Source organism: Dendrosporobacter quercicolus, from assembly GCF_900104455.1.
GTDB classification, from domain to species: Bacteria; Bacillota; Negativicutes; order DSM-1736; family Dendrosporobacteraceae; genus Dendrosporobacter; species Dendrosporobacter quercicolus.
The window spans coordinates 128,315-151,866 of the sequence record NZ_FNHB01000006.1 but is presented as its reverse complement, the minus strand read 5'-3'; the positions used below and the strand labels follow the sequence as shown (position 1 = coordinate 151,866).

23 protein-coding genes and 1 pseudogene are annotated in these 23,552 nt (G+C 49.5%); 4 read left to right on the top strand and 20 right to left on the bottom strand.

Annotated elements, in window-relative coordinates:
- Window positions 1–27: 27 nt before the first annotated feature.
- The 3 genes and pseudogenes from ispD to BLR06_RS12580 all read right to left on the bottom strand — a co-directional run.
- Window positions 28–729 (bottom strand): annotated as a pseudogene (gene ispD / locus BLR06_RS20435) (2-C-methyl-D-erythritol 4-phosphate cytidylyltransferase); the annotation flags it as partial.
- Window positions 730–995: 266 nt separating this feature from the next.
- Entirely contained in the window at window positions 996–2,114 is a 1,119-nt protein-coding gene (locus BLR06_RS12585) for a PIN/TRAM domain-containing protein (RefSeq protein WP_245698140.1), read from the bottom strand.
- A 118-nt stretch (window positions 2,115–2,232) separates the two neighbouring features.
- Window positions 2,233–2,727 (bottom strand): CarD family transcriptional regulator, encoded by a 495-nt coding sequence (locus BLR06_RS12580; RefSeq protein WP_092073740.1) that lies wholly within the window; start codon window positions 2,725–2,727, stop codon window positions 2,233–2,235.
- Between the two features lie 169 nt (window positions 2,728–2,896).
- On the opposite strand from BLR06_RS12580, the gene BLR06_RS12575 reads away from it, so the two are divergent.
- The 3 genes from BLR06_RS12575 to BLR06_RS12565 all read left to right on the top strand — a co-directional run bounded on the left by BLR06_RS12575 (window position 2,897) and on the right by BLR06_RS12565 (window position 4,899).
- The gene (locus BLR06_RS12575; RefSeq protein ID WP_092073738.1) at window positions 2,897–3,292 is read left to right on the top strand and encodes a nucleoside triphosphate pyrophosphohydrolase family protein; all 396 of its coding nucleotides are present in this window, start codon (window positions 2,897–2,899) and stop codon (window positions 3,290–3,292) included.
- A gap of 153 nt (window positions 3,293–3,445) precedes the next feature.
- Window positions 3,446–4,567, top strand: coding sequence for a stage II sporulation protein P (spoIIP, locus tag BLR06_RS12570; protein ID WP_092073736.1), 1,122 nt, complete (start codon window positions 3,446–3,448; stop codon window positions 4,565–4,567).
- Between the two features lie 17 nt (window positions 4,568–4,584).
- Window positions 4,585–4,899, top strand: a complete 315-nt coding sequence (locus tag BLR06_RS12565) for a stage II sporulation protein P (protein WP_092073734.1) — start codon at window positions 4,585–4,587, stop codon at window positions 4,897–4,899.
- Between the two features lies 1 nt (window position 4,900).
- Here the strand turns inward: BLR06_RS12565 and disA are convergent, their stop codons facing one another.
- The 7 genes from disA to BLR06_RS12530 form a co-directional block, all read right to left on the bottom strand.
- Window positions 4,901–5,983, bottom strand: a complete 1,083-nt coding sequence (disA, locus tag BLR06_RS12560) for a DNA integrity scanning diadenylate cyclase DisA (RefSeq protein WP_092073732.1) — start codon at window positions 5,981–5,983, stop codon at window positions 4,901–4,903.
- 203 nt (window positions 5,984–6,186) lie between these two features.
- Window positions 6,187–7,551 (bottom strand): DNA repair protein RadA, encoded by a 1,365-nt coding sequence (gene radA / locus BLR06_RS12555; protein WP_092073730.1) that lies wholly within the window; start codon window positions 7,549–7,551, stop codon window positions 6,187–6,189.
- Window positions 7,552–7,608: 57 nt separating this feature from the next.
- Window positions 7,609–10,089, bottom strand: coding sequence for an ATP-dependent Clp protease ATP-binding subunit (locus BLR06_RS12550; RefSeq protein ID WP_092073728.1), 2,481 nt, complete (start codon window positions 10,087–10,089; stop codon window positions 7,609–7,611).
- Between the two features lies 1 nt (window position 10,090).
- Window positions 10,091–11,182 (bottom strand): protein arginine kinase, encoded by a 1,092-nt coding sequence (locus tag BLR06_RS12545; protein ID WP_092073726.1) that lies wholly within the window; start codon window positions 11,180–11,182, stop codon window positions 10,091–10,093.
- A gap of 11 nt (window positions 11,183–11,193) precedes the next feature.
- Window positions 11,194–11,703 (bottom strand): UvrB/UvrC motif-containing protein, encoded by a 510-nt coding sequence (locus tag BLR06_RS12540; protein ID WP_092073724.1) that lies wholly within the window; start codon window positions 11,701–11,703, stop codon window positions 11,194–11,196.
- A 13-nt stretch (window positions 11,704–11,716) separates the two neighbouring features.
- Entirely contained in the window at window positions 11,717–12,163 is a 447-nt protein-coding gene (locus BLR06_RS12535; RefSeq protein WP_092073722.1) for a CtsR family transcriptional regulator, read from the bottom strand.
- 343 nt (window positions 12,164–12,506) lie between these two features.
- Window positions 12,507–13,445: a nitronate monooxygenase gene (locus BLR06_RS12530; protein WP_092073720.1), complete on the bottom strand. Its 939-nt coding sequence runs from the start codon at window positions 13,443–13,445 to the stop codon at window positions 12,507–12,509.
- Between the two features lie 247 nt (window positions 13,446–13,692).
- Here BLR06_RS12530 and speD point away from each other — a divergent pair, with 247 nt between their 5' ends.
- Entirely contained in the window at window positions 13,693–14,145 is a 453-nt protein-coding gene (speD, locus tag BLR06_RS12520) for an adenosylmethionine decarboxylase (RefSeq protein WP_092073716.1), read from the top strand.
- Between the two features lie 118 nt (window positions 14,146–14,263).
- Here the strand turns inward: speD and BLR06_RS12515 are convergent, their stop codons facing one another.
- From BLR06_RS12515 to panD, 10 genes are all read right to left on the bottom strand, one after another.
- Window positions 14,264–14,845 (bottom strand): beta-class carbonic anhydrase, encoded by a 582-nt coding sequence (locus BLR06_RS12515; protein WP_092073714.1) that lies wholly within the window; start codon window positions 14,843–14,845, stop codon window positions 14,264–14,266.
- A 173-nt stretch (window positions 14,846–15,018) separates the two neighbouring features.
- Window positions 15,019–16,509 (bottom strand): lysine--tRNA ligase, encoded by a 1,491-nt coding sequence (gene lysS, locus BLR06_RS12510; protein ID WP_092073712.1) that lies wholly within the window; start codon window positions 16,507–16,509, stop codon window positions 15,019–15,021.
- 29 nt (window positions 16,510–16,538) lie between these two features.
- Window positions 16,539–17,018, bottom strand: coding sequence for a transcription elongation factor GreA (greA, locus tag BLR06_RS12505; RefSeq protein ID WP_092073710.1), 480 nt, complete (start codon window positions 17,016–17,018; stop codon window positions 16,539–16,541).
- Between the two features lie 299 nt (window positions 17,019–17,317).
- Complete coding sequence (locus tag BLR06_RS12500; protein ID WP_092073708.1) at window positions 17,318–18,412, bottom strand: saccharopine dehydrogenase NADP-binding domain-containing protein; 1,095 nt, start codon at window positions 18,410–18,412, stop codon at window positions 17,318–17,320.
- Window positions 18,413–18,427: 15 nt separating this feature from the next.
- Complete coding sequence (locus BLR06_RS12495) at window positions 18,428–19,333, bottom strand: quinate 5-dehydrogenase (RefSeq protein WP_092073706.1); 906 nt, start codon at window positions 19,331–19,333, stop codon at window positions 18,428–18,430.
- 20 nt (window positions 19,334–19,353) lie between these two features.
- Entirely contained in the window at window positions 19,354–19,875 is a 522-nt protein-coding gene (locus BLR06_RS12490; RefSeq protein WP_092073704.1) for a transcriptional regulator, read from the bottom strand.
- A gap of 202 nt (window positions 19,876–20,077) precedes the next feature.
- Window positions 20,078–21,067: a tRNA dihydrouridine synthase DusB gene (gene dusB, locus BLR06_RS12485; RefSeq protein ID WP_092073702.1), complete on the bottom strand. Its 990-nt coding sequence runs from the start codon at window positions 21,065–21,067 to the stop codon at window positions 20,078–20,080.
- 186 nt (window positions 21,068–21,253) lie between these two features.
- On the bottom strand, window positions 21,254–22,018 hold the full coding sequence (locus BLR06_RS12480; protein ID WP_092073700.1) for a type III pantothenate kinase: 765 nt from the start codon (window positions 22,016–22,018) through the stop codon (window positions 21,254–21,256).
- Window positions 22,019–22,052: 34 nt separating this feature from the next.
- Window positions 22,053–23,045 carry a biotin--[acetyl-CoA-carboxylase] ligase gene (locus BLR06_RS12475; RefSeq protein ID WP_092073698.1) on the bottom strand — a complete coding sequence of 331 codons (993 nt, stop codon included), beginning with the start codon at window positions 23,043–23,045 and terminating at the stop codon, window positions 22,053–22,055.
- A 121-nt stretch (window positions 23,046–23,166) separates the two neighbouring features.
- Window positions 23,167–23,550 (bottom strand): aspartate 1-decarboxylase, encoded by a 384-nt coding sequence (gene panD, locus BLR06_RS12470; RefSeq protein ID WP_092073696.1) that lies wholly within the window; start codon window positions 23,548–23,550, stop codon window positions 23,167–23,169.
- Window positions 23,551–23,552 lie beyond the last annotated feature (2 nt).

Below are 23,552 nucleotides of genomic sequence, written 5' to 3'. Positions count from 1 at the left end.
TTCATCACACCCCTGTTTTAAAACTGCTGTTGCCAAACGCAAATCTTCCGGCGTGGTTATCTTTACATTATCGTAAGCGCCGTCAACGACTTTAACCCTAACGCCAAGCTGCTCTACCAGCGCCGCATCATCGGTCGCCAGCAACCCGGCTTTCGCAGCGTACTCATAGGCCTGCCGCAATACTGCACAGCGAAAAGCCTGCGGCGTCTGAACAGCCCACAACGAATGCCGCGGCAAGGTGGCGGACACAAAGCCGTCTTTATCCACTGCTTTAATGGTATTTTTGACTGGCACAGCGGCAATTGCCGCCCCATGGCGTCCGGCGGCCTGAATGACGGCGGCAATCAGCCCAGCCTCAACCAAAGGCCGGGCTCCGTCATGCACCAGTACAACCTGTGTGCCGGCCGCAACCGCCTGCAACGCATTGGCAACTGAATACTGTCTTTCACTGCCCCCGCTCACCAGCTTATACGGCTTGAGCCCCTGACAACCGCCTAGCAGCCGCTCGACAGCCGCCAGTTCTTCAGGCGCCGCCACAATGATCAGTTCGTCTATCTGGGGACACCGGGAAAAAGTTTCTATACAATGCAGCAAAACCGGTTTGCCCGCCAGCGGTAAAAGCACTTTGTTTACCCCCGCGCCCATCCGCTTGCCCTGCCCTGCTGCCGCAATAATTACCGAAACCACAGAAATACCCACTTTCGCGCTAAATTTATCCTCGGTGTACATATTCTAGCAAAAACGGCAGATCCCTGTCAAAGGCGGGGGAAACGACAGTTAACTGCGAAGTACCGCGAAGGGGGCGCGGAGGCTACTTATAGGCCGGGGAACGGGTTAACCGCAAAGTACTCGAAGGACGCAAAGGGGACGCGGAGGAACGGGACTTTTTTGAACCGCAGAGGGGACGGAGGAAGGCGGGAATATTGTTTTGTTGAAATGCAAAAGCCCCGCACGCGCAGCGTGCGGGGCTGGGGATTTTTTGGGGCAACAAGGCGCTAGGCTCCTCTTTCCATCGCTTTGGGTTTGGCAAAAATCATCCTGCCTGCCGCGGTTTGCAAAACAGATGTAACTAGCACGTCAATGGTCTCGCCAATGTGCTTCTTACCGCCATCCACAACAATCATTGTGCCGTCGTCAAGATACGCGACGCCCTGGCCAAATTCCTTGCCATCCTTCACGACATGCACGATCATATCCTCACCCGGCAGAACAACCGGCTTTACGGCATTTGACAATTCGTTAATATTCAAAACCGGTACACCCTGCAGCTCAGCCACCTTATTCAGGTTATAATCATTGGTGATGATCTTGGCATTGAGCACCTGAGCAAGCTTAACCAGTTTCGAGTCAACCTCGGCAATGTCATCAAAGTCACGATTGTCAATCTTAACATACATACCCATTTCTTTTTGAATACGGTTTAAAATATCCAGGCCTCTGCGACCGCGCGTGCGTTTTAATAAGTCCGATGAATCGGCAATATGCTGGAGTTCTTCCAATACAAAGACCGGAATCACCAAAGTTCCTTCGATAAAACCGCTGTTGCAAATATCGGCAATACGACCATCAATGATGACACTGGTGTCAAAAATCTTATACTGTACGTTGTCGGAAGTTTTATCTTTCGGCTTATCCTTCCCCATCCAAGGTATCACCTCGAACAGAGCAGCTAATTCATCTTTTTTCCGGATCGTTAGATTGATTCCCAAATAGCCCAATATTATGCTCAGCACTCCGGGGACATAACTGCCGACAATCGGCACAGGCAAAAAAGCTGTACCCAGCAAATTAGCAATGATAAGGCCAATAGCTAATCCCAGCGCCCCGGCTAAAACATCGTAGACCGGCATTTTATTCAGCCGCGCTTCCACCCAATACGTAAATTGCCAAAGATGCTTAATTAAAAATGGCGCTACAAGAAAACCAACAAAACCACCCAAAATACCGCCAATCAAAAATGATAGAATAGCGGTCATCGTCAAACCAAACAATCCCATTTGCAAAAACTCCGCGCCAATAATTGACGTTAAAAACGGATTGATTAGCTTAACCAGCATTAGCCCGGCAATAGCCGTTAAAATCGTAATAATAAATCTCAATACTTTATCCAACAAAGTCTCACCCCCTTCCATTGTTCGATTTTTTCACCAAAGCAAAATACAAAGGCGGAGCGTTTCCACCAAATTGTGGAAATCTAAAAATAGTTTACCCCAAAATTAATAAAAAAATACGTCAGTCGCCTGGCGTATTTTCTTTTAACAGTTCATATACCCATGCTTCGATACTTTCAGCATCCTTATCACAAGCCAATACCAATTCACTAACTAATATTTGCCGGGCAGTATCCAAAAGCCTTCTTTCACCTGTCGAAATTTTCTTGACCCTATCCTGCAGCATCAGGTTACGCACTACCTCCGCAACTTCATAAATACTGCCGCTTTTGATTTTTAATAAATTTGCGTTAAATCGCCTGTTCCAGCTTCCATTGACCTGACCTGGAGGCGTCCGGAGAATGTCGATGACTTTTTCTACCTCCGGTTGACCGATGACTTCCCTCAGACCAATATTTTCGACATTGTTCATCGGTATCATGACCCGCATCCCGCCGAAAGGCATGGTAAGTATAAAATAGAGCTGCCGCTGTCCCATCACTTCATGTTCTTCGATACCTTCGATAATCCCAGCGCCATGCATAGGATACACTACCTTATCTCCCACCGTCAACATCGCAGCACCTCCTGACGTTGACTATGATTATACCATGAATAAACGTTTTTGTCAAAATTTTATATTTTAGCACAATGACGGGATTATTGTCAATTGTCGATTTTCATTTAGCGCCATTGACAACGGTAGTTTTATGTATATATAATAATTTCAAAGCGAGGTGTTCACCGTGCATGATAAATGCTGCATTGACTTTCAAAACGCTGTTGATGATTATCTTATCCGTCATCGCAGTGTCTTAGATGTACTGACGAAATACCAGGAATCCGCCGCCCGCGTTAATCGGGCCTTTGCCAAGGCCGTAACCGAATGCGGTTGTGTGCAGGTTACCGCTTCCCGTCAACAAGTACCCTCCGATACCGACTATAGCAATATTAAGCAATTTATGTCTTCCCATTTGTCAGGCAAGCCGTGTAGTCACTGTCAGGAAATCATTGGCAAGGAATTGGGGCATAGTATTTTTTACTTAACAGCGTTATGCAACTTAGGCGGCGTAAGCCTGGCTGAAGTAATGCAGCAGGAATGTAAAAATGTCAATACGCTCGGGGTATTTCATTTGACCTGAACGGTAATGCAGCCGCACGGCTGCATTTTTATTACATAAACGGCCGAACGAAAGGACATGATAAGACTAACAATAGCTAGTGCTGTTGCAGTTTTAAATCCGGTGCATTCCTCCCTGGATTGAGCTGACACCGTACTAGGAAGAGGTGTTATCATGCGCTGTTTTGCTTTTCTCATTGCCTTGCTGCTGATCTGCAGCGCACCGGCCAACGCCAGCTTGCCGGACGGCGACAGTGATGAACTTGAATCCGGTTATATCACCATTATTGATGAGGCCGGAGAGATTGTTATGCAAACCGGCCGTAACGTCAGGCCTGGCGATCAATATATCAGTGAAGAAAACCACCTGTATGAAGTGACTGCCGTAGAAGGCCTGTCAGCCAAAGCCCGATTTATCCGAACCGAAACAGATATTGCAATGGAGGCCTCTGCCATACCGGCTCAAACCCAGTCGAATCCGGCTTTGCCAATCATCAGCGTCTATCACACGCATACCGACGAATCCTACATCCCTACCGACGGACGGTCGTCCATACCCGGCCGGGGGACCATTATGCTGGTTGGCGATGTTTTTACCAACCGGCTGAGAGAGCTTGGATATGAGGTCAATCACAGCAAGACCCTGCATGATCCGCATGACGCCAATGCTTACCACCGCTCCCGCCGGACCTTTATGAAACTGCTTCAAAATCAGCCGGTCGCCTTATTTGATCTCCATCGCGACAGCGGGCCGTTAAGTGCTTACAGCGTTACAATTAACGGCAAGCCGACAGCAAAAATCCTGCTGGTTGTTGGATGGCAGAACCAGAACCGCCGGACAACGTTAAACTATGCCAAACGGATCAAAGCAGCCGCTGACGCCAAATATCGCGGCCTGATCAGAGGAATATTCGTCGCCCGGGGCAATTACAACCAGGACCTCAATCCCCGCGCCATGCTGGTCGAAGTTGGCACACAGTATAACTCCCGCGATGCCGCCGAGCACAGTGTGGCTTTACTGGCCGATGTCGTCCCTTCTATTTTGCAGATAAGCGCGCGCAACAGCGCCTCCGCCTCGCCGGTTGAAGGAGCGGCGGATCAGCCCGGCGCAGCGGAGTCGCCGGCGGAAGAGTCTTATGCCGGCGACCTGCTGTATATCATTGGCGCAGTGGTGATTGGCGGGCTTGGCTATCTGTATCTTAGCACCGGCAGCTGGAACGAAGCAATAAACAAATTAAATCGTTTTATAAAATACGAGTTCAGGGATATTTTCAACTCCCGCCGGCGGCGAAAGTAAAGAAGGGAGGCCTTCGCATGCTCAAACGGCGACTTTTACTAATCGCGGGAGCGCTGCTGCTGATTGGGTGCATCGCGGTTAGTTCAATTCATCTCCTGCCTTTGGAAAACTTTTTGCTCATCCAGCAGAAACCTGAGCAAACACCGCAAAAAGTGTACGATTACTATATCATTGTTGATGAAGAAACAGGCAATCATTTGATGTATGTGCCATTGGTCGTCGGAATTGGCGATGAGGTGCTGTCGGAAGATAATAAACTGTACCAGGTCGTCAGGGTGGAAGGAAATCAGGCTTATGCCCGGTTTGTCCGGGATGTCGACTTAAATCAATAGCTCACGTACAACGGTCCAGAACGGCCTGCTCACGCAGCCTTCTCAGACCGTCTTTTATTGACTTGGCCCGAACCTCGCCGATTCCCTCGACATCGTCCAGTTCGGCAATACTGGCGTTATAAATGTGGTGGAGCGTTTTAAAACGTTCCACCAGGTTTTCCACCACCGCCATCGGCAAGCGCGGAATACGCCTCAGCAGCCGGTAACCACGGGGTACCACCGGCATATCCACCGAATTGGCAGTTACCCCAAAACCTAAAATACGGCAGACGGTGTGCGGATCCAAAGTTTCCTCCGGCAGCGCGGCTAGCTGCTCCCGGATGGAATGATGCGTTTTTTCGTCCGCACTCAGACAGTAATCCTTGATTAAATAATAAATGTCATTTTCGTCCGAAACCAGCTCAGCCATCTGCATACTAACCAGACGGCCTTCGGTGCCCAGTTCGATAATATTGCGTTCCACTTCTCTGGCGATTCTGCTGACTTGTTCAGCCCGGATAAGCGGGCCGGCAACATCAGCCATTGTCGCCAGATCTTCAAATTCCAGGCCATTCAAATGGGTAAGCCCCTTCATCAGCACAGCCTGATATTTTTCAAACGTTTGCAAGGCTTGATTCGCCCGGTTTAAAATCACCGTGATGTCCTTTAACACATACCTTATATTGCCCACATACACCGAAATAAGGTTGCGCCGCTGGGAAATGGAAACAACCAAAGCTCCGGTCTGGCGCGCCACCCGCTCGGCGGTTCTATGTCTTGTGCCGGTCTCAGAAGTGGCAATAGCCGAATCGGGTACCAGCTGAGCATTGGCCGATAGAATTCTTTTGGCGTCATGCGACAAAATAATTGCGCCATCCATTTTTGCCAATTCGTAAAATGCAGAAGGGGTATAATCGCAATTCAGCAAGAAACCGCCATCGACCAGATCCATAATGGTCGGGCTGTCGCCGACGACTACCAAAGCCCCCATCTTTGCCCGTAAAATATTTTCAAGACCCTCTCTAAGCGGCATTCCCGGAGCCAGCGACTTAATAATATTGATAAATTTCGCATCCCATAACCGTTCAACTCTAATAATTGTCATATTAACTGCCTCCAACACCGCTCTTTGCTGCATTCATAATCATCGCCACAGTACCTTGCAAACTTATACTCACTGTTTTAAATGACGCCAAGGCACTATTTATCCAGCTATGGTCAAATCATTACCAAATTTTTCATAATAGCTTAACATTACACCAAATTTTTAAAAAATCCTTCCGGATTTTAAATTTTTTCACTTAATCTTTATTCCAGTCCGGCCTCCAGCGCTTCAGCCACTGTTTCCACTCCCACCAAGGCAATTGACCCGCCATCGGGTAAATTTTTTAAATTTCCTTTAGGTAGTATCATCCGGCTAAAACCCATCTTAGCAGCCTCGCGCAGGCGCACTTCAACCTGCGACACCGCCCTGACCTCACCGGCCAGGCCCACCTCACCGACAAGAACGGTGTTAGCGGCCGTACGCCGGTTGCGGAAGCTTGACGCCAGCGCCAGGATAAGGCCTAAATCGACTGCCGGTTCATCCACCTTAATGCCCCCGGCTATTTTAACATAAACGTCGGAAGTGCCCAGCAGCATTCCAACCCGTTTCTCCAAAACCGCCAGCAGCAGCTGAATCCGTTTGATATCAACGTAATCCGCCGTTCGGCGCGGCGGCATGAAGGGTGAGTCGCTGACAAGCGCCTGAATTTCCACCAATAGCGGCCGGGTACCCTCAACGGTGGGAATAACCACACTGCCCGGCACAGCCATCGGCCGCTCGGATAAAAATAATTTGGAAGCGTCAGGTACATCAAGTAAACCTTCGCTTCGCATCTCGAACAGACCAATTTCATTGGTGCTGCCGAACCGGTTTTTCACCGCCCGCAATACCCTGAACTGGGCATTGCGCTCCCCTTCAAAATATAACACCGTATCTACAATATGCTCCAGCACGCGCGGTCCGGCCAACGCTCCGTCTTTTGTCACATGCCCTACCACAAAGATTGCAACAGCGTTATTTTTCGCCAGACGCAATAACTGCACCGCACTTTCCCTCACCTGGCTTACACTGCCGGGCGCGCTTGACAGCTCCGGCCGGAACATCGTCTGAATGGAATCAATGACCAGCAGCTTCGGATTCATCTTCATTGTTTGCTGTTCGATAACCTCCAGATTGGTTTCGCTTAACACATATAGCTGATCATCAATTGCAGCCAAGCGATCAGCCCGCAAACGCACCTGCCGGACACTTTCCTCCCCGGTTACGTATAGCACCTTGCCGGAGTGTTTAGCAACATAGGCGCAGTTTTTTAAGGTCAGGCTGGATTTGCCGACACCGGGATCGCCAACAATAAGCACCATGGAACCCGGGATAATCCCGCCGCCAAGCACCCGGTCCAGCTCACCTGAGCCTGTAGCAAACCGGGGCATATCGGCCACCTCCACCTCCGCAATCGGCACCGGCGGCCGACCGCCGGCCAAACCGCCCGTCCCGCCCCGAACCGGCTCAGTCCTGACCGTTTCTTCCACCATAGTATTCCAGGCCCCGCAGCCCGGACAGCGCCCCAGCCATTTGGGCGAATCATAACCGCATTGCTGGCAACAAAAAGCTGTCTTACGTTTACCCATAGGTTAACTCCCTTCAATAACGAAAAGCACTCTTATTAGAGTGCTTTTCGTTGTTTGTTATTTTATTTCCTGCACTGCGGGCGATTCCGGTTGGGAATCCCTACGGGAGAAGACCAGCTTGCCGTCACTATCGGCATCAACAACCACCGTAACGCCGGCCACAGCTTCCTGACGCAGCAGCATATCGGCAATTTCATCTTCAATCAGCCTTTGAATAGCCCGGCGCAGCGGGCGGGCGCCATAGGCATAATCCCGGCCTTCCTTCAATAGCTCACCTTTGGCTTTATCAGTAATCGTAAGCCCGATACCGTTATCAGCCAGCCGTTCGGCAACGCTGCCCAGCATAATGTCCACAATTTTGATCAGCTCATGATCGGTCAGGCTGCTAAATACAATCAGCTCGTCAACCCGGTTGAGAAATTCAGGCCGGAACGTCCGTTTTACTTCATCGAGAACCCGTGTCTTGGCATTTTGGTCGGAAGCGGCCCGGCTGTCGGTTAAAAAACCCATTGTACCGCTGTCCTGCTTAAGGTGTTTGGCTCCAACATTGGAAGTCATAATAATCACCGTATTTTTAAAATCGACCGTTCTGCCCTGACTGTCAGTCAGCCGCCCATCCTCCAGCACCTGCAACAGAATGTTAAAGACATCGTAATGGGCCTTTTCGATTTCATCCAGCAGGATTACGGCATACGGTTTCCGGCGGATCGCGTCGGTCAGCTGGCCGCCTTCATCAAACCCGACATAACCGGGGGGAGCTCCCACCAGCCGCGATACCGTATGTTTTTCCATGTATTCCGACATATCCAGTCTGATCATCGCACTTTCGTCGCCAAACAACGCTTCCGCCAGCGCTCTGGCCAGTTCGGTCTTGCCTACGCCGGTCGGTCCCAGGAAGATAAACGAACCAATGGGGCGTTTGGGATCTTTTAGGCCGGCCCGCGCTCTGCGCACAGCCCGGGCTACAGACTTGACGGCATCCTCCTGTCCAATCAGACGGTTGTGCAATACAGCTTCCAGTTTCAACAGCCGCTCGGCCTCGCCTTCAGCCATTCGTGCGACCGGAATGCCTGTCCAGGCCGCCACCACATGAGCAATATCCTCGGCGGTAACCACACTGCGCCCGCTCTGCCGTTCCCGCCATTGTTTCTGTTTGCTTTCCAGCTCGGCTTTCAGCCGGCCTTCCTCATCGCGCAGCTGCGCCGCCCGTTCATATTCCTGGGCAGTAATGGCAGCTTCTTTTTCAGCCCGCAGTTTTTCCAGCTTCTTTTCGCTATCCTGAATATCGGGCGGAGCCGAGAAAGACTGCAAACGCACCCGGGAAGCCGCCTCATCCATTAAATCGATGGCCTTATCAGGTAAAAACCGGTCTGAAATATAACGATGGGATAATTTGACGGCCGCGTCAATTGCTTCATCAGTAATCTGCGCCCGGTGAAACGCTTCGTATTTGTCGCGGATCCCCTGCAAAATGGTAATGGCATCCTCTACCGACGGTTCGCCTACAACAATGGGCTGGAAACGTCTCTCCAGGGCAGCGTCTTTTTCAATGTATTTTTTATATTCATTTAAGGTGGTTGCGCCAATGGCTTGCAATTCACCCCTGGCCAGAGCCGGTTTCAGGATATTCGCCGCATCGATTGCTCCCTCGGCCGCTCCGGCCCCAATCAAGGTATGCATTTCATCAATAAACAAAATCACATTGCCGGCTGTACGGATTTCTTCCATCACCTTTTTCAGGCGTTCTTCAAATTCACCGCGATATTTTGATCCGGCCACCAGGGAAGCCATATTGAGCGAAACAACCCGTTTGCCGCGCAAAACCTCCGGAACCGCACCCTGAACGATACGCTGGGCCAGCCCCTCCGCAATCGCGGTTTTACCGACGCCAGGCTCGCCAATCAGCACCGGATTATTTTTGGTCCGGCGGCTTAGGATTTGGATTACCCGGTCAATTTCATTATCCCGGCCCACCACCGGATCAATTTTGCCCTCTTTCGCTAGACTATTCAAATCCCGGCCGAATTCGTTTAAATTCGGCGTATTGCCGTTGGCGTTCTCCGGGCGGGCGCCGTTATTAGCCTGAGGAGCCGCCCCGGCATGATCGGCGCCGCCCAGCATTTTGATCACCACCTGCCTGACCACATTCAAATCAGCGCCCAGGCTTGCCAGCACCCGGCCGGCAACGCCTTCGCCTTCTCTGATCAGACCAAGCAGGATATGTTCAGTCCCGATATAATTATGCCCCAGCAGCTTGGCCTCCTCTACCGCCAGCTCCATCACCTGCTTGGCCCGCGGCGTATAGCCAATCTCAGTGGAAGCGCTGTCGCCCCGCCCGATTAAGGCCTCGGTCTGTGCCCGCACTGCGGCGAGATTGATATGAATCGAGGCAAGCGCTTTGGCCGCCACGCCTTCGCCTTCATGAACCAGGCCCAGCAGCAAATGCTCAGTGCCCACATACCCATGCCCCAGCCTTCCGGCTTCCTGCTGGGCTAACTCCAGAACTTTTATCGCTCTACCGGTAAATCTGTTGTACATATTATACCACTCCTTTAGCATTGTCTTGATCCATTGCCTCCAGCGTCTCCCGGATAAGCTGGGCGCGAAAACGGTTTAACTCCGATTGATTTAAGTCGTCATTGCCAATTATTTTCTGCAAATAATTGGGCCTGGTTGTCACCACCAGTTCATTGAACAGCGCGGGGCGTATTGCGTCAATGATATTCAGATCAACGCCCAGCCTGAGCTCACTTAACAAGGACAACGCCTCTTGCCCGGACATGCTGCGGGCATATTTAAGCAGTCCATAGGCCCGCCAGACTTTATCGGTCAGCGCAACCGGCGAGTGCTTATATAACGCCTGCCGCGCCGACCGCTCATGATTAAGGATCTGCCTGACGGCGCTGGTCAGGTTATCAATGATTTCCTGCTCGCTGAAGCCAAGCGTTATTTGATTGGATATTTGAAAAATATTTCCTGCCGCCTCGGTGCCTTCGCCGTAAAAGCCCCGGACCGCCAGGCCCAGCTGCGTAGCGGCATTGACAATCCTGGTTATCTGCCTGGTAAATACCAGGCCAGGCAAATGCATCATGACTGAAGCTCTCAGGCCTGTACCGAGATTGGTCGGGCAGGCGGTCAAATAACCAAGCTGCTCATTGAAAGCGATATCGAGCCTGGCCTCCAGCGTATCATCAATTTTATGAGCCAATACCAAAGCATCACCCAGGTTCAAGCCCGGAAACATGCATTGGATGCGCAAATGATCCTCTTCATTTACCATCACACTGACGGTGGCGTCATTGCTCACAAGCAGCGCCCGGTTTTCCGGCTGAGCGGCATGATTGGGACTGATGATATGCTTCTCAACAAGCACATTCCGTTCCAGTGACGTTAATTTATCAAGTGCAATGAACAAATAGTCATCACCGGTATCGGCCATCAAGTCCTCAGTCAGCCCCTCCAGTTTGTCCTCAACCTTGCTTAACTGGGCCGCTTCAGCCTTATTGGGAAAAGGAAGCTCACAAATATTGCGCGCCAGGCGAATACGGCTGGACAATACAACGTCGCCATCCTTGCCCGGATGGTTCATCCAGGGAGTAAGGGGTTGATCCAATAAATATTCATAAGCCATGCTCGCTCCTCCTAATCCTTAGCATTGAGTTCTTTCTCCAATTGCCTTATTTCATCCCTGAGACCGGCCGCCTGTTCGTACTCTTCATTCAACACATATTGTTCCAGGCGTTCCCGCAGCCCCTTCACCCGCTGCCTGAGCTTGAGATCGCCTTCCGATCGTTTTGGCACTTTGCCAATATGGCTGCTGGCGCCATGAATACGGCGCAATAACGGCTCAAGCTTGTCGCCAAAAACACCATAACACGAACTGCAGCCAATTTTTCCTGTCCGGCTGAAATCACGGTAGGTCATGCCGCAATTTGCGCAGGCTTTATCCTGCGGCTGAGCCGTTTCAGCCAGACTATTGCTGAACATGCCTTTAAGAAAATCATGTACGGAAAATGTATGATCTGTGGAAAAAACCAGCTCACCGCTTTCCCTTGCACATTGTTCACATAAATATTTATCCATTTTTTGATTATTGGTTATTTTCGTAATGTGTACACAGGCCGGTCTTTTCTTGCAATCATCGCAAAGCATATCTGATGCCTCCTCACGTAAAATCAGCTAAAGTCAAAAAGACTGAACGTAATAAGCCAACCCGTTCCTGCGGCGCCGCTTTTTGAAACATAAACGTTGCCACCTGCATAATCAGCGCCGCTTCCCGGCCGTTAATCAGACTATTGGCAGTCAGATAACGCACAATTTCTTTAATTTCAGCAAAAGAAGTGGCGTCATCTATTTGCTCGGCTATATTTTGATAAATCATATTTTGAATGGGCACGCGGGCAATCCGGATAAAGCCGCCCGACCCCCGCCTTGATTCCACCAAAAAGCCGCGGTCAATGGTAAAGCGGGTATTAAGCACATAGCTGATCTGAGACGGTGCACACTCAATTTCCTCAGCAATCTCATTACGTCGCAATATAACTATATTATTTTGTTCTGCTGATATGCGCCGCAAAATATATTCTTCAATAAAATCAGCAAGGTTGCTCATCCATATCACCTTCTGTCTGTATTGCATTAAGATCATTTTTTGACTTTTTGACCTTTGCCTATATTATATTTGACTTTTTGACCTTTATCAAGTATTTTTTCAAAAAAAGGGAACTATATTCAAATTCTTTCCTCATTATTGCCGGAATGCCCTCAAATTATGAACTGCCGCAGTCCGGGACGGAGCTTGTTATGCCGCCAGAGGCTGAAATTTAGTAGTACTATTATAGTGTGGCAGATACGTCCCCTGCTATTCGTAAAAAAAGAGGGCCTGCGCCCTCTTCCCTTTACCCATATTTATTGCGCCGTCACCTATTGTTAACAGCCAGGCTATAAGCTTCCCTTTATACAAGTTCAGGCGCTTTAACCAATACAGCCTGCGCTTCCCTGACGATGCGTTCAAGGATATCCCTGGCCGGCTCTATCTGTTTGAGCGGCAGCAAGGACTGGCCGGCCTGAATCATGCCATTCTCAATATCTCCGTCCACAGCCGCCAGACGGTTAGTGCCGGTTGCAAGCTTAATCAATTGCTCCTCAGGCGTTCCCTGTTGCTCCAATTCAACAAAATTCAGAGAGAATTTATTTTTCAGCCCGCGAACAGCATGCCCGATACTTTGTCCGGTTACGATGGTGTCGGTATCCACTGCATCAATCAGTTTTTGTTTAACTTTGGAATGAACTGCGCATTCTACAGCTAACAGGAATCTTGTGCCGATCTGCACACCGGCGGCTCCCATAACCAGAGCAGCCGCCAAACCGCGGCCATCGGCAAAACCGCCCGCAGCCACCACCGGTATGCTAACCTCAGGAATTACCTGGGTCATGAGCGCCATGCTGGTCAAAGCGCCAATATGGCCGCCAGCCTCCATGCCCTCAATCACTACCGCATCAGCGCCGGCGTCCTGCACTCTCTTCGCCAGCTTAACATTGGGCACCACCGGGATTTTTTTCACACCGGCCTGATCCAGTTTTTCAAAAAACGGCACAGGATTGCCGGCCCCCAAGGTGACAAAAGCCACCTTCTCTTCGCAGATGACATCAACAACTTCCTCTTTATTCGGAGCCATCAGCATAATATTAACGCCAAACGGCTTATCGGTCAGGGACTTAGCCAGCCTTATCTGCTCACGGACGAAAGCAGTATCGCGTCCGCCAGTGGAAATAATGCCGGCGCCGCCGGCCTCGGATACCGCAGCCGCCAGCTTCCCGTCGGAAATCCAGGCCATAGCGCCCTGAAAAACCGGATACTTAATCTTCAACAATGCAGTTAATGCTGTGTTCATGAACATATCTCCTTTGATTAAACATAGTATTTTATGGGTAATTTTTATACAACAGCGTGTATTCCTGCCAATGCAAAATCAGCTGCTGAACGAGGAATTAAAAAATCTTCTTTACAATTATGGTCAAGCAATCTATAATGAAAAATTGTATAATACTGAAAAGCAACTGCACTTATACTCATTATCCCGGTAAAACTTGTTATTTTATCAGGCCTTCACCATCAGGATCTTAAAAAGGGGCGATGTGATGAAAATCATTGGCAAACATCTTACTGTTGATATGTACGGCTGTAATTTTGACGCCTTAAATAATCTTGAGTTTGTTAAAAATGCCATGCTTACTGCTGTAAAAGAAGCAAATATGACCTTGCTGGATTTTTCTTCCTTTAAGTTTGAGCCGCAGGGACTGACGGCTCTGGCGCTATTGGCTGAAAGTCATATGAGTATTCATACCTACCCTGAGCTGGGCTATGCGGCAGTTGATGTTTTTACCTGCGGCGACCATAGCCGCCCGGATAGAGCCGTGGCAGTGCTGAAAACTTTCCTTAAACCGGAAAAAACAAAAACAACGCATATCAAACGCGGTGATTTTGGGTCAGAAAAAGACATGAGGCCCAAAATCAAAATAAGCGTCGCCCCGTTGCGCCGCATTCGCAACACCGGAGCCAGAGTAATCAAAATGCTGTCCCGTTCCAAGTAAAAAAGTTCCAGTTGCCGACCACTGCCAGAGCGGTGGTTTTTTCTATGACCAGCAGTAAGGGCGCTACGACAATAATAGCCAAACCGAAGACAATCCTCCAGCTTGGCCTCAATGCCAATTAGGCGCGGTCAGCGATAACCTTGTAGCCATCAACTACAATTTCGATTTCGCCAATTGCCGGATCGAACATCAGGCCATGAATAGGCACATCGTCCGGGATTAAAGGATTGGTTCTGATTTTAGCTACTGCCTGTTCCACATTCTCAACCGGATGATGGAATTTGTCAAGCCATTGCTCCAGTTCCCCTTCAACCATTTTAATAGCCTCAGGCGCAATGCCGCGGGCCAGCATTTTGGCTGTTAGCTCCCGGGAGCTGGTATGGGCTATGCCGCAGTCATAATGACCAATCACAATCACTTCATTGACATCCAGCTCAAAAATGCCCACAATCAAGCTGCGGATGGTAGCCTCGAATGGCCCGGTAATGGTATTGCCGGCATTTTTTATAATTTTGGCCTCACCGCGGCCAATGCCCAAAGCCGGTTCCAGAAATTCCACCAACCTTGTATCCATACAGGTGAACAGCGCTAAACGCCGGTTGGGAAACTTACTGTTTGGCGAGTAAGTTCGCAGCGGATCAGAAGGCAGATTCTTAATAAAGCTTTTATTTGCCTGTAGGATTTGTTCCAGTATATTCATCGCCAATCCTCCATCATGCCTCTAAAAATGCAGTATATTCAAATTATATATAAAAAACTTTCAGGTGTAAATGGAAGCATAAACAGCCGGAAAAGTCTGAGAATTTCATCGTTTATCGTATACATCGAAACACTCATCAGCCGATGAGTGTTTCGGTGTATACAGAAAGCAGATTAATCCCGGTGGCGCATATGCGGGAAAAGCAATACATCCCGGATGGAGTAACTGTTGGTCAATAACATAACCAGACGGTCAATGCCAATGCCGAGCCCTCCCGTTGGGGGCATGCCGTATTCCAGAGCGGTGATATAATCGGCATCCATCATATGGGCTTCATCGTCGCCGGATTCACGCTGAGCCGCCTGGGCTGAAAAACGGCTCTCCTGATCAATGGGATCATTCAGCTCAGAAAAACCATTCGCCATTTCACGGGCAAAGACAAAGGCCTCAAACCGGTCGGTAATTTCCGGATTGTCCTTATTGCGTTTAGCCAGCGGCGAAATTTCGGTTGGATGGCCGGTAATAAAGGTCGGCTGAATCAGATGTTCCTCAACCTTCTCTTCAAACACGCGATTTAATATACCGCCAATGCCGTCTTTTTTCTCATATTTAACTCCCAGCCGGTCGGCGGCCGCCCGCGCTTCCTCCAATGTTATAACAACAGAAAAATCAGCGCCGGTATATTTTTTTACCGCCTCGGTCATACTCAGCCGGTTCCAGGGCGGGGCCAGTTCAATTTCCTGCTCCTGGTAGGTAATTTTCGTAGTCCCCAGTACATCCTGGGCGATGCTGGCGATAATCCGCTCAGTTAGTCGCATGACATCCTCGTAATCGGTAAAGGCCTGATAAATTTCAGCCATCGTAAATTCAGGATTATGGCGAATGGAAATGCCTTCATTCCGGAAAGAGCGGTTAACTTCATAAACTTTCTCAAAGCCGCCGACAATTAGCCGTTTTAGATAAAGCTCCGGCGCTATCCGCAAATATAAATTCATATCCAGCGCATTGTGATAGGTGATAAAGGGCCGGGCGGCCGCTCCGCCGGCGATTGGCTGCATCATTGGAGTTTCAACTTCCAAAAAGCCCTCATTGTCGAGAAACTGTCTCAGGCTTTTCACAATTTTACTGCGCAATACAAAAGTATTCCGTACGTCAGGGTTGACAATAAGATCCAGGTATCTTTGCCGGTAGCGGGTTTCAACATCCTTTAGGCCATGCCACTTTTCGGGCAGCGGGCGCAGGGATTTAGCCTGGAATTCCACACTGACGGCCTTAACGCTTATTTCACCGCGCTGCGTTCTGAATACAACGCCTTCTACGCCAATGATATCGCCAATGTCCCATAACTGGAATTGGGCATAGGCTTCTTTGCCTAAAACATCCTGACGCAGATACAATTGAATCTTACCGGACATGTCCATCAAATGAATAAAACTGGCCTTGCCATGCCCGCGGATGGCCGTAATGCGCCCCGCTAAACGTACCGTTTGACCTTCCAGGCTTTCAAAACCGGCCAGGATATCGGCCGCGTGATGCGTAAAATGAAATTTACGGCCAAACGGCTCAATCCCCTGCGCCGCAATAGCTGACATTTTTTCCCGTCTGACCTGCATAATTTCATTCAGTTCTTCGCGTTGAATTTCTTGCTCATTTACTTCTGACATTGCTAAAGCTCTCCCCCAATGATGCCGCGTTACTGCCGCTTAATTTCTAATACTTCATATTTCAGCACACCGGCCGGAACATTTACTTCGACAACGCTGCCGACCTTTTGGCCTAAAATAGCCTGGCCCACCGGTGATTCGTTGGATATTTTAAACTCCGTAGGATCGGCCTCGGCTGAACCTACAATTGAATACTCCAGATCCTCATCAAATTCCAAATCTTTGAGTCTGACTATACAACCAATGCTGACGACATCGGTGCCAATATCGCCTTCCTCAATAATCTTGCTGTTGCGAAGCATTTTTTCCAGGGTCATGATTTCCCCTTCAATAAAAGCCTGCTCATTTTTAGCATCTTCATACTCGGAATTTTCGCTGATATCGCCAAACTCAATCGCTTGTTTAATTCGCTCCGCCACATCGGTGCGGCGAACGGTTTTCAGATGCTCCAGCTTTTGCTCCAGCTTTTTTAATCCTTCTAAAGTAAGCATAATCTGCTTTTCAGCCATGGTATTGCTCTCCTTTTGTGCATGTTAATCTCTACTATAGTATTCGGACCAAACCTGTTATGACAGTAAAATTCTTTGAATATAAGCCTGACAGACAATATAAATAGTGTCAAGTATAACTTGACACTTTTCATACTATCGGAAGCTATGCGCTTTCCTACAGTACAAGAATGACCAAAACTGCTGCTACTTAGGATGATCTGTAAACAACCAGACCTGTGCTAAACATGCCAGGCTATTCCTTCCTTACTTACTTATTGCAATATTATATGTTTAAAAACAGCTTTTGTCAATAATTTCTAGCTAATACTCCGGCATTTGGCTTCCATAGCAATCATGGCGTTATTTTTTATTGAACTAATTTCCTCGTAGGTCAGGGCGCATTCAAAGCTTCGCAGACCGGCAAGCTTGAACCCATGCTTTTTTGCCAGCTGCGTGATTGTTTCAATTTGTTTGACCGTTAAATTGCGGCCTATCGTGAAATTCTCATAGCGCTGTTCAAGAGCTAGAATCATTGTTTCGGCCATGCAGGCATAGGCGGTGCCTTCAGGAAAACCAAAATTAAGGCCAAAACTGATATCTCCCGGTACTTCAACAACTCCGCCTTCAATAACCAACACATCATTGCGCATTTGCGCCACACTGCGGGAAACATTGCGCGGCCGGGATACGTCACAGACAATAGCGCCCGGCTTTAGGTCCTCAGGCTCAATAATACTGTCAACTGCACTGGTTACAGCAATGATGATATCGGCTGCTTTTATTGCAGCCTTAGTATTTGCCGTCACCCTGACCGCTAAACCTGTCGTCCGTAAAATTTGCTCGGCAATTTTTTCCAGCTTGGCTTCATTCCTGGCCGCCAAGGTAAGAAATCTGATCTCCTGCGCTAAAATCTGGGCGCAGGCTGCGCCGATTGAGCCGGTCGCTCCAAGAATGAGCACATTGGCCCGTTCCAGTTCCACTCCCATCACCTTCGCCGCTTCGCGCGTACCCTCCAGTGCTGTCGCTACCGTATAGCTGTTGCCTGTCGTTACGGCAATATTAAGGTTTTTGGCAATGGTAACCCCTGCATCGCCGACAATAGATGAAAAAGCCCCCAGTCCGACAATTTTTGCTCCTAATTTCTCAGCCATTCGTCCTGCTTTGATAATTTTATTCAATACATATTGCTCCGGCAGGTCCAGCATTTGCCGGGACGTCAGCGGGCAAGCCACAAACCAGCCCTCGCCCTGTGCGTAAGGGGATCTCAGTCCCGTAATATGCGAAACCTTTATCGGCGGAATATGCTTCATAATCCCTTCAAGAAACCCATCAGAGCATTTTTTTGCAATGGGAAATTTACGGGCAAAATCTTTCGCTGTCAGCGGATGCAATATAAATGCAAACCTCTCCAAAGGTGAATCCCCCTTTCACCGGTCAAAGTGCTTGATCCGGGGCGCAATGCCAAACTCATTTAATAAATTTTCATACTCATTAGCCGTCAGTTCTTCCGGTCGCTTACCGGCGGCGGCCACAAGCATTCCTTCCAGGGCATTGGTGCCAAAAGAACGCCCGCCCATATCGGGAGTGGTTGTTACCAGTGTACGAACCCCGCGCTCTTTCAGCAGTAATTCATCTTCGGCAGTCACAGTGTTGGTAATGATCAGCTTGCCGTCTAAACACTCCGGCATATGCCGGCGAATAAAATGAAAGTCGCCGGCGATCATCTCGGCTGCCGCAAAATAGGCCCGGAAGCGTGGCTTTGTTTCATTTTGCCGGTCGCCGGTCGGATAAAACCAGCGGACCGGCAGCTTCGTTATCACCGGCGCAATGACCCGGGCTAATCGTGCTAAGCCGTCCAATGTACGAATGGGCAGTTCGAGGCCTAACCCAAACATGAGATCACCGAAAACGGTCTGGCTGCCGGCCTCAACCAGAGCCTCAGCCAGCCCGAAACGGTCAACCGCGCACATAACCAGTACCGGCTTGCGCTTAAACCTGATATCCTCGTGACGGGCTAAATAATTTACCACCCGCCGTTCCAGTGTGTTTTTCAATCCGCTGCCGTCAACAATCGGCGTAATTTTAGCTGCAGCCGCAATCTTCGCCGACTCCCGGAAAGTATAACGCCGGTTGCCGGCATAAATATAGAGGTCGGTACCGCCCAATCCGAATGCATCAACGCTTCCGTCCAAATTGCCGATCAGCTCAATCGCCTTTTGTTTATCCCCGTCGACGCCGATACGTTCAATACAAAAAGTATCCCTGCCAAGCTTTACAACCGTTTTATGATTACGTTTGGACGAGCCCAGGCTGATACTTACCACACGCTTCATGATTGCCCCCTTAGCCCTTATTAAAACCTGAGCTGCCTGACAATATGCATTAATTGCTCCGGCTCAACATATTTATCCTCTGCAATCGGCGACTCGCCAATGTTTATACCGATGACTTCCTTGTCCAGCAAGGCCTCCATTAGCTTAATACGCATATTGGAACCAATTATGATGACAACATCGTACTGCCGGAGCATGGCAACAATCTCCATTACCTGATTAAACAACTGCACGCCGGATTTACTCTCAACATAATCCCAGCGTTCGCGTTCCGACATCAACAGACAATAATCAATTCCCTGCTGGCCGGCAATTCGGCCCAGTTCCTCGCAGTTTTCGATCGGGAAACCAACCAGGGCAATCCGGCCGCCTTTGCGTATTTCTCCCAGACTCTCAAGTTTGGATATCACCGTCCGGTCAAGGCCAACCCGCTTGGCCGTATCCTGCTGAGACGAGCCTTTACTCCGCAGCTCCAGCGCCTCATCAATCACCTGATAAATCTTTTGACGGTTGATTATCTTATCGCCAATCCTCAGCAGCATCCAGACTCAACTCCCGCTATGTACTCAATATCATCAGCAAAATCCAGTTCCAGCTATAGTATATGTACACAATGTTGTGTACATACGTGATATACATATTTTAACACTAAAACTGGAAATTCACAAACCTGTACAGCAAATAGCTCCCCCGGCTGCAGAACAAGCCTCGCCGGTAAACTACTCTGATTGATACCTCTTTCAGTCAATGATTGCCGTCGTATGCCAAGCCGGTAAGCGCCGGTATCTGGAGTAAAATTTTCCTGAACTCCGCTTCGGACTCCGCCTGATTAAACCTTAGCCGCAATTCGGCCGAATGAGGCAGCCCTTTTGTGTACCAGGCGGCATGGCGCCGCATTTCTCTGATACCGACATATTCTCCTTTATACGCAACAAGCCTGTCCAAATGTCGAAATAGAACTGTCAGCCGCTCATCTAACGACGGAGCTGCTAAGAATTGCCCGGTAGCCAAATAATGCACCACTTGTTTAAACAACCAGGGATTGCCCTGACTGCCGCGACCAATCATAATGGCGTCACAGTTGGTTTGAGCCAGCATTTGCGCCGCATCCTGCGGTGAACGAACATCGCCGTTGCCAATGACCGGAATACCAACGCTTTGCTTGACCTCACGAATAATCCCCCAGTCAGCCTGGCCGCTGTAAAACTGTTCCCGGGTCCGGCCGTGAACAGCAATTGCGGCAATACCCGCCCGTTCGGCCAGCCTGGCCATTTGAACGGCGTTTACCGACTTGTCGTCCCAGCCTTTGCGAATTTTTACGGTTACCGGTAAATCCACAGCAGCGGCTACAGCAGCCATAATTTCATAGGCTGACTCAGGCTGGCGCAAAAGCGCCGATCCCTCGCCGTTTTTAACAATTTTTGGTGTCGGACATCCCATATTAATATCAATGACATCAGCCGCCCCGGTGGCCGCGACAATTTTGGCGGCCTGGGCCATACAAGCCGGATCAGCGCCAAATATCTGGACGGCAACCGGCCGTTCCCGGTCATGGCTTTTCAGCATCTCCAGGGTGTGGCGGTTTTGATAAAGCAAGCCTTTGTCACTGATCATTTCCGAATAGACCAGACCACAGCCCATTTCCCTGGCCAACAGACGAAACGGCAAATCGGTCACCCCGGCCATCGGCGCTAAAATCACCGGATTGACCAGTTCAAGACTACCGATTCTCATAGTATCGCTCCTTACCGATGTAAATACAATTTATTATAACCGCAAACAGACGAAAAAATAGTTTAACCACAGAGGATACCGCAAGGACGCGTTTTCCCTCGTCATCCCTCTGTGCCCTCCGTGTCCTCTGTGGTTCGCTACTCCTCTCATAACGAACGGCGCGACTGGTTATCGCGCCGTTGGCTGCTATGAATTGCGTTCATATAAAATCCTTAATCCTTCCAAAGTCAAAAAATGCTCTACAACATCAATCGTCCGGGACTGCTGGGCAATCATATTGGCAAGCCCGCCTGTCGCCACTACCTTGGCATTGCTGCCAAGTTCTTCCCTCATCCGGCGGACAATTTCATCCACCTGGCCGGTAAACCCGAAAATAATGCCTGACTGCATACTGGCGACCGTGTTGCGGCAAATCACCGTTTTGGGCTTGGCCAGTTCAATCCGCGGCAGCTTCGCCGCCCGCTGGAACAGAGCCTCAGTCGATATGCCAATACCGGGGGCAATGGCTCCGCCCAGATAATCGCCATTTTTCGCCACCGCGCAAAAAGTGGTTGCAGTTCCAAAGTCAACAATAATCAGCGGTCCGCCATAGCGGTCCAGCGCAGCCACAGCATTTACAATCCGGTCGGCGCCGATTTCGCGGGGATTTTCATATCTGAGGCAAATACCGGTTTTTATGCCGGGTCCTACCACCAGCGGCTCGACATTAAAATAGCGCTGACACATTCTGACTAACGGAACAACCAGAGGTGGTACAACCGAAGAGATAATCACCGCATCAATATCTTTAATACTTAAATTGTGGAAATTAAATAATTCATTGATCAGCATTCCATATTCATCACCGGTCTTGCCCCGGTCGGTAGATATTCGCCAATGTTGCAGCAGCCGTTCCCCTTCATAGGTACCCAGCACAATATTCGTGTTGCCTATGTCAAATACTAACAGCATATGTAATGAATCCCCCAAAAAAGTAATTAATCGCCTATTCCCGTTTGGTTTCAGTTTTTTTCGGTCGAAGAGAAACATCGCCGGCCAGTACTTTCTGAATGCCGGTTGCTGTTTCGACCAGTAATGCCCCGTCTTCATCAATATCGACGGCCAAGCCGGAATACTGCCGGTTAATGCCGGTGATATCAACAGTTTGTCCAAGTGTAACGGAATACTTGCGCCATTCGTTCAAAACCTCGGTAAAACCGCACGTAACTGCCGCCTGATACAATTCTTCCAGTTCCATTAATACGGCCGTCAACAACTTTAACCGGGAAACCGGCTGCCCGGTTATTTCGGCCAGTGAAGTGGCAATGGGTCTTAAGTCGGGCGGAAAGTCGCTGCTCCTCATATTCACATTTATACCCATGCCGATAATGATATGATTGATGGCATCCATCTCCGCGCTCATTTCAGTAAGAATGCCCACAAGCTTCCGGCCCTCATATAAAATATCATTGGGCCATTTTATGCCGCAGGTTACCTGGCAGACACTGCCGATTGCCCTGGTGATGGCAACCGCCGCCAGCAACGTACATTTAGGCGCGTCCTGCGGACTAAACGGCGGACGTAAAACTACCGACAGCCAGATTCCCAGCTGCTCAGGGGAAAACCAGCCGCGCGACAACCGTCCCCGGCCGCTGTTCTGCGCTTCCGACACGACCAGAGTTCCTTCTGCAGCGCCGGCGAAAGCTAATTTCTTTGCTTCATTATTCGTCGAATCAATATGTGTAAAATAATGGATTTCCCGCCCTAGTCTGCGGGTCCTGGCCGCCGAGCGAATTTCAGCCGGCAACAGCAGGTCGGGAACCTGCCGCAAACGATAACCGCGCCTGGAGTGCGCGTCAATGGCATAGCCTTCCTGTTTTAGCTCCTGCATATGCTTCCAGACTGCTGTGCGGGAAACGGCCAGTTGCCTGGCAATCTCCTCACCTGACAGGTAATCGCCCGAATGCTGACGCAGTAAATGAAGAATACTAGAACGCACCAATACTTCCTCCCAGTTTTAGGAACTACCGTCAGGTTTAGTCAGTTAAGCCCGCATAAACCAGTATTCCCTGCATAAGTCTCTAATACTAAATGATAAACATCCCGGCTCAATCTGTCAATCAGCGAATTTCACCATGCTGTTCGCCGCTCTGAATTTCGGCAATGGTATTATTCTCGTTTAAAAAGACCACCGTCGGCTGATAGTTCTGCGCCGTCTGGTCATCAAGCTGCACATAGGTGATAATAATTACTGTATCGCCAGGCTGCACCAGCCTGGCTGCCGCTCCATTCAAACAGATAATTCCTGAACCGCGTTCACCGGCAATCGCGTAAGTTTCCAGCCGCGCGCCATTGTTATTATTCACAACCTGCACTTTCTCGCCGGCGTAAATGTCGGCCGCCGCCATAAGATCGGCATCAATGGTTATGCTGCCAATATAATTAAGGCAGGACTGGGTTACTGTTGCCCGGTGCAATTTGGATTTAAGCATTGTCCTGAACATCG

What these genes read in the sequence shown, in the direction of transcription:
- BLR06_RS12515 (WP_092073714.1), bottom strand. Translation starts at nt 14,845, where the DNA reads ATGAATATACTGGAACAAATCCTACAGGCAAATAAAAGCTTTATTAAG.
- BLR06_RS12530 (WP_092073720.1), bottom strand. Translation starts at nt 13,445, where the DNA reads ATGAACACAGCATTAACTGCATTGTTGAAGATTAAGTATCCGGTTTTT.
- dusB (WP_092073702.1), bottom strand. Translation starts at nt 21,067, where the DNA reads ATGAGAATCGGTAGTCTTGAACTGGTCAATCCGGTGATTTTAGCGCCG.
- disA (WP_092073732.1), bottom strand. Translation starts at nt 5,983, where the DNA reads ATGACAATTATTAGAGTTGAACGGTTATGGGATGCGAAATTTATCAAT.
- BLR06_RS12535 (WP_092073722.1), bottom strand. Translation starts at nt 12,163, where the DNA reads ATGAGCAACCTTGCTGATTTTATTGAAGAATATATTTTGCGGCGCATA.
- BLR06_RS12580 (WP_092073740.1), bottom strand. Translation starts at nt 2,727, where the DNA reads ATGTTGACGGTGGGAGATAAGGTAGTGTATCCTATGCATGGCGCTGGG.
- BLR06_RS12495 (WP_092073706.1), bottom strand. Translation starts at nt 19,333, where the DNA reads ATGAAGCGTGTGGTAAGTATCAGCCTGGGCTCGTCCAAACGTAATCAT.
- BLR06_RS12565 (WP_092073734.1), top strand. Translation starts at nt 4,585, where the DNA reads ATGCTCAAACGGCGACTTTTACTAATCGCGGGAGCGCTGCTGCTGATT.
- radA (WP_092073730.1), bottom strand. Translation starts at nt 7,551, where the DNA reads ATGGGTAAACGTAAGACAGCTTTTTGTTGCCAGCAATGCGGTTATGAT.
- speD (WP_092073716.1), top strand. Translation starts at nt 13,693, where the DNA reads ATGAAAATCATTGGCAAACATCTTACTGTTGATATGTACGGCTGTAAT.
- panD (WP_092073696.1), bottom strand. Translation starts at nt 23,550, where the DNA reads ATGTTCAGGACAATGCTTAAATCCAAATTGCACCGGGCAACAGTAACC.
- BLR06_RS12550 (WP_092073728.1), bottom strand. Translation starts at nt 10,089, where the DNA reads ATGTACAACAGATTTACCGGTAGAGCGATAAAAGTTCTGGAGTTAGCC.
- greA (WP_092073710.1), bottom strand. Translation starts at nt 17,018, where the DNA reads ATGGCTGAAAAGCAGATTATGCTTACTTTAGAAGGATTAAAAAAGCTG.
- BLR06_RS12480 (WP_092073700.1), bottom strand. Translation starts at nt 22,018, where the DNA reads ATGCTGTTAGTATTTGACATAGGCAACACGAATATTGTGCTGGGTACC.
- spoIIP (WP_092073736.1), top strand. Translation starts at nt 3,446, where the DNA reads ATGCGCTGTTTTGCTTTTCTCATTGCCTTGCTGCTGATCTGCAGCGCA.
- BLR06_RS12490 (WP_092073704.1), bottom strand. Translation starts at nt 19,875, where the DNA reads ATGCTGCTGAGGATTGGCGATAAGATAATCAACCGTCAAAAGATTTAT.
- BLR06_RS12540 (WP_092073724.1), bottom strand. Translation starts at nt 11,703, where the DNA reads ATGCTTTGCGATGATTGCAAGAAAAGACCGGCCTGTGTACACATTACG.
- BLR06_RS12545 (WP_092073726.1), bottom strand. Translation starts at nt 11,182, where the DNA reads ATGGCTTATGAATATTTATTGGATCAACCCCTTACTCCCTGGATGAAC.
- lysS (WP_092073712.1), bottom strand. Translation starts at nt 16,509, where the DNA reads ATGTCAGAAGTAAATGAGCAAGAAATTCAACGCGAAGAACTGAATGAA.